Here is a 5,478-nt window from a genome sequence, read left to right as displayed (position 1 = left end):
TATCTGCAACCCAGTGTGGGAGCGGGCCGCGCCCGCGATTCGCGCGCATGGCGCGCTCCCACAATCGTTGTTGGTGCTCACGCCAGCAGGGCGGGGCACGCCTCACCGAGGCACCAGAGCACTCAACGCCGATGCTGGCTGGATTCGCCTCGCAAGCTGCATATCTGCAACCCAGTGTGGGAGCGGGCCGCGCCCGCGATTCGCGCGCATGGCGCGCTCCCACGGTCGTTGTTGGTGCCGACGCCAGTAAGGGGGCACGCCTCACCAAGCCACCAGAACACTCAACGCCGATGCTGGCTGGATTCGCCTCGCAAGTTGCGTATCTGCAGCCAGTGTGGGAGCGGGCCGCGCCCGCGATTCGCGCGCATGGCGCGCTCTCACAGTCGTTGCTGGTGCTCACGCCAGTAGGTGGGTCACGCCTCACCAAGGCGCCAGAGCACTCAACGCCGGTGCTGGCTGGATTCACCTCGCAAGTTGCGTATCTGCAGCCAGTGTGGGAGCGGGCCGCGCCCGCGATTCGCGCGCATGGCGCGCTCCCACAATCGTTGTTGGTGCTCACGCCAGCAGGGTGGGGCACGCCTCACCGAGGCACCAAACCAGTCAACGCCGATGCTGGCTGTGCCGTTACCACTCGACCACGATCTTGCCGAAATGGCTGCCGCTTTCCTGCAGACGAAAGGCATCCGCGAGGTTCTCGAGGGCGAAGCTGCGGTCGAGGATCGGGCGCACGCCGGCGCGTTCCAGGGCGCGGATGTAATCCTGCTGATGGCGGCGGCTACCGACGATCAACCCCTGCAGGCGCACCTGCTTGGCCATCAGTATCGAGGTCGGCACTTCGCCCTGACGCCCGGTCAGCACGCCGATCAGGGCGATATGACCGCCCACGCGCACGGCGCTGATCGATTGCGCCAGGGTGCCCGGGCCGCCGACTTCGACGACCTGATCGACGCCACGCCCATCGGTCAGTTCCAGCACCCGCTTGCCCCATTCCGGGGTCTGTCGGTAGTTGATGGTGTGATCGGCACCCAGCTTGCGCAGGCGCTCGAGTTTTTCGTCGGACGAGGAGGTGGCGATCACCGCTGCGCCCATCATCCTGGCGATCTGCAGGGCGGCGATGGACACGCCGCCGCTACCCAGTATCAGCACGCTGTCACCAGCTTTGAGCCCACCATCGACGACCAGTGCCCGCCACGCGGTCAGTCCGGCGGTGGTGATGGTCGCCGCTTCGGCATGGCTCCAGCCGCGCGGCGCATGGGTGAAGGCCGAGGCGGCGCGCACCGCGTACTGGGTGGCGAACCCGTCGATGCCGTCGCCCGGCGTGCCGGCGAAGTTGCTGACCGGGGCGAACACGTCGCCGTCCGGCCATTGTGGGAAAAAGCCGGAAACCACGTGGTCGCCGACCTGAAATTCACTGACCCCGTCGCCCACGGCTTCGACCACGCCGGCACCGTCGGACATCAGCACCCGGCCGTCTGCCGTGGGAATGCTGCCATTGGCCACCAGCAGGTCGTGAAAATTCAGCGAGCTGGCGTGGAGGGCCACGCGAATCTGGCCTGGTCCCGGTTGGCCGGTATCGGCGATGTCGGTCACCTCGATCTTGTCCAGGCCTCCGGGGCTGCGAACGACGACGGCTTTCATGGGGTGCTCCTCTATGGTGGGTGTGGGCTTTGGCCAGCGCGGCGACGCTGGCGAACGACTGCGGCAGGGAATCGCCGCGCTTCTCTCTCGACCACCCTCGCTACTGAGCGTTCCACTACACCTGAGCGTCCAAGACCAGTAAACTGCACGGCCCATTTCTGCAGCGCACCGCGCCATGCCCCGGCGACGCCATCGGGCAGTGCCATGCTTCGCTGAGACGGCTCCCATTTCGTACCCAGTCCGCCCTTTGCGAGGGCGACTACTGAAGGACAGTGACATGACCGATAACATCGTCGTGGCGGCGCTCTACAAGTTCGTCTCCCTGCCGGACTACGAGGCGCTGCGCCAACCCTTGCTCGATACCCTGGTTGCCAATGGCATCAAGGGCACCCTGCTGCTTGCCGAAGAGGGCATCAACGGTACCGTTTCCGGCAGCCGTGAAGGCATCGATGGCCTGTTCGCCTGGTTTGCCCTCGACCCGCGTCTGGCCGATGTCGACCACAAGGAGTCCTATTGCGCCGAGCAGCCTTTCTATCGCACCAAGGTGAAGCTGAAGAAGGAAATCGTCACCCTGGGCGTACCGGGCGTCGATCCCAATCAGCGCGTCGGCACCTACGTCGAGCCCCGGGATTGGAACGCGCTGATCGCCGACCCTGAGGTATTGCTGATCGACACCCGCAACGATTACGAAGTGTCCATCGGCACCTTCGAAGGCGCCATCGACCCGCAGACCAAGTCCTTCCGCGAGTTTCCGGCGTACATTCGCGAGCACTTCGACCCCAGCAAGCACAAGAAGGTGGCGATGTTCTGTACCGGCGGCATCCGCTGCGAGAAGGCCTCCAGCTACATGCTCAACGAAGGCTTCGAGGAGGTTTACCACCTCAAGGGCGGCATCCTCAAATACCTGGAAGAAGTGCCCCAGGAAGAAACCCGCTGGCAGGGCGACTGCTTCGTCTTCGACAACCGCGTCACCGTGCGCCACGACCTCAGCGAAGGCGACTACGATCAGTGCCACGCCTGCCGTACCCCGATCTCGATCGAGGACCGTTCCTCCGAATTTTTCAGCCCGGGGGTGAGCTGCCCTCACTGCTGGGACACGCTGCCGGAGAAGACCCGCGAGGGAGCCCGTGAGCGCCAGCGTCAGATCGAACTGGCGAAAGTGCGCAATCAGCCCCATCCTCTGGGCAACAATCCCCGCCAAAAACACGAGGCCTGAGGATGCATGCGCGCCTGCTCTACGTGATGGACCCAATGTGCTCCTGGTGCTGGGGCTTCGCACCGGTGCTCGAAGCGCTGGCCGCTCAGGCCGCCGAGCGCGGCGTGCCGGTGGAGCTGGTGCTCGGCGGCCTGCGCCGTGATCAGGTGGCCATCGATGCCGCTGCGCGGGTGCGTTACCTGGGCTACTGGCAGGCGGTCAACGCCAGCACCGGTCAGCTGTTCAACTTCGATGCCGGGCTGCCCGAGGGCATGCGCTACGACACCGAGGCGGCGTGCCGGGCGGTGGTCACCGTGCGCGGCCTCGACCCGCAGAGCGCCTGGCCGATGGCGCGGCGCATTCAGCAGGCGTTCTATCAGGAAGGCGCGGACGTGACCCAGGCACTCACCCTGGTGCGCCTGGCCGAAGAGGTCGGTATCCCGCGTATCGAGTTCGCCGAGGCCTTCGACAGCGAAGAACAGCACAGGGCCACGGCCGCGGATTTCAGCTGGGTGCAGGATCTCGGTATCGCCGGCTTCCCGACCCTGCTGGCCGAGAAGGGCGGGCGCCTGGCATTGCTCACCAACGGCTACCAGCCACTCGATGCGCTCTCGCCGCTGCTCGCGCGCTGGCTGGAGCACGCCATCGATGGTTGATCGCCTGAGCTGGGCGGAAATCCGTCGCCTGGCCTTGCGCCACAAGCGTGGGCTGATCCTGGCCAACCTGGTCGCCGTGCTGGCGACCCTGTGCAGTGTGCCGATCCCTTTGCTGCTGCCGTTGCTGGTCGACGAAGTGCTGCTGGGTGACGGCAACTCCGCGCTCAAGGTGATGGACAACTTCCTGCCTGCAGGTTGGCAGAGCGCAGTCGGCTACATCCTGCTGATGCTGGCGCTGACCTTCTTGCTGCGCGGCGGCGCGCTGATCTTCAACGTGGTGCAGGCGCGGCTGTTCGCGCGGCTCTCCAAAGACATCGTCTATCGCATCCGCATCCGTTTGATCGAGCGCCTCAAGCGGATTTCCCTGGCCGAGTACGAAAGCCTTGGGGGCGGTACCGTGACCACTCACCTGGTCACCGATCTCGATACCCTCGACAAATTCATCGGCGAAACCCTGAGCCGCTTTCTGGTCGGCGTGCTGACCCTGGCCGGTACATCGGGAATTCTGCTGTGGATGCACTGGAAGCTGGCGCTGCTGATCCTGCTGTTCAATCCTCTGGTGATCTACGCCACGGTGCAGTTGGGCAAGCGCGTCAAACACCTGAAAAAGCTCGAGAACGACAGCACCTCGCGCTTCACCCAGGCGCTGACTGAAACCCTCGACTCGATCCAGGAAGTGCGCGCCGGCAATCGCCAGGGCTACTTTCTCGGCCGCCTGGGCGGGCGTGCCCGTGAAGTGCGCGACTATGCCGTCGCCTCGCAGTGGAAGACCGACGCCTCGAACCGTGCCAGCGGCCTGCTGTTCCAGTTCGGCATCGATGTGTTCCGGGCGGCGGCGATGCTCACCGTGCTGTTCTCCGACCTGTCCATCGGCCAGATGCTCGCGGTGTTCAGTTACCTGTGGTTCATGATCGGCCCGGTCGAGCAGCTACTGAGCCTGCAGTACGCCTTCTATGCCGCCGGTGGGGCGCTGACCCGCATCAACGAATTGCTCGGGCGTCGTGACGAACCGGACTATGTCGGCGGCGCCGATCCGTTCAAGGGCCGCGAAACCGTCGGTATCGATATTCGGGACCTGACCTTCTCCTATGGCGAGGAACCGGTGCTGACGGGGCTCAACCTGTCCATCGCACCCGGTGAAAAGGTCGCCATCGTCGGTGCCAGTGGCGGCGGTAAAAGCACCCTGGTGCAACTGCTGCTGGGCCTCTACACGCCTCAGGCGGGTGTCATCCGTTTTGGCGGCAGCAGCCAGGAAGAGATCGGTCTGCCGGCCATTCGCGAGCACGTGGCGGTGGTGCTGCAGCATCCCGCACTATTCAACGACTCCGTACGCGCCAACCTGTGCATGGGCCGCGACCGCAGCGACGACGCCTGCTGGCAGGCACTGAGCATCGCCCAGCTGGCGCAGACCATCCGCCAGTTGCCGCAAGGCCTGGATACCGTGGTCGGTCGCTCCGGCGTGCGCCTATCCGGTGGCCAGCGGCAGCGCCTGGCAATCGCCCGGATGGTGCTCGCCGAGCCGAAGGTGGTGATACTCGACGAGGCCACATCGGCCCTGGACGCCGCGACCGAATACGCCCTGCACGAAGCCCTGGCGCAGTTCCTCAGCGGTCGCACCACGCTGATCATCGCCCACCGCCTGAGTGCGGTGAAACAGGCTGACCGCGTGCTGGTCTTCGATGGCGGCAGCGTCGCCGAAGACGGCGACCACCGCCAACTGATCGCCGAAGGCGGCCTGTACGCCAAGCTCTACGGCAATCTGCAGCACTAGGCGGGTTCACGCCACTATCGGTTTGAACCACGAATTCGCCCGCAAGCGGGCTCCTACGGATATCGAGGTGCCTGCTGCTGGGGCGGTGTTGACTCGGATGGCGTAGGAGCCCGCTTGCGGGCGATGGATAGCGGCCATACCGCAGCATCGCGTCGGCCAAACGATTCGCCCGCAAGCGGGCTCCTACGGATATCGAGGTGCCTGCTGCTGGGGCGGTG

General features: G+C 65.3%; 4 protein-coding genes. 3 read left to right on the top strand and 1 reads right to left on the bottom strand.

What is annotated here, in order from left to right; genetic code table 11:
* Positions 1-624 precede the first annotated feature (624 nt).
* A complete protein-coding gene (locus QRN22_RS18605; protein ID WP_042555712.1) occupies positions 625-1,638 on the bottom strand; it encodes a zinc-dependent alcohol dehydrogenase family protein in 1,014 nt (337 codons plus the stop codon).
* Positions 1,639-1,915: 277 nt separating this feature from the next.
* On the opposite strand from QRN22_RS18605, the gene trhO reads away from it, so the two are divergent.
* Genes trhO through QRN22_RS18590 form a run of 3 tightly spaced genes read left to right on the top strand, consistent with a single transcriptional unit; the run spans position 1,916 to position 5,260 of the window.
* Positions 1,916-2,854 carry an oxygen-dependent tRNA uridine(34) hydroxylase TrhO gene (gene trhO / locus QRN22_RS18600; RefSeq protein ID WP_042555713.1) on the top strand — a complete coding sequence of 313 codons (939 nt, stop codon included), beginning with the start codon at positions 1,916-1,918 and terminating at the stop codon, positions 2,852-2,854.
* 2 nt (positions 2,855-2,856) lie between these two features.
* A complete protein-coding gene (locus tag QRN22_RS18595; protein WP_042555714.1) occupies positions 2,857-3,489 on the top strand; it encodes a DsbA family protein in 633 nt (210 codons plus the stop codon).
* Positions 3,482-5,260, top strand: a complete 1,779-nt coding sequence (locus QRN22_RS18590; protein ID WP_042555715.1) for an ABC transporter ATP-binding protein — start codon at positions 3,482-3,484, stop codon at positions 5,258-5,260. Before QRN22_RS18595 ends, QRN22_RS18590 begins: the two co-directional genes overlap by 8 nt.
* Positions 5,261-5,478: the final 218 nt, after the last annotated feature.

Origin of the sequence: Pseudomonas sp. MEJ086 (assembly GCF_030209025.1) — a bacterium.
Lineage (GTDB): Bacteria > Pseudomonadota > Gammaproteobacteria > Pseudomonadales > Pseudomonadaceae > Aquipseudomonas > Aquipseudomonas fulva_A.
This window is presented reverse-complemented; position numbering and strand designations above follow the sequence as displayed.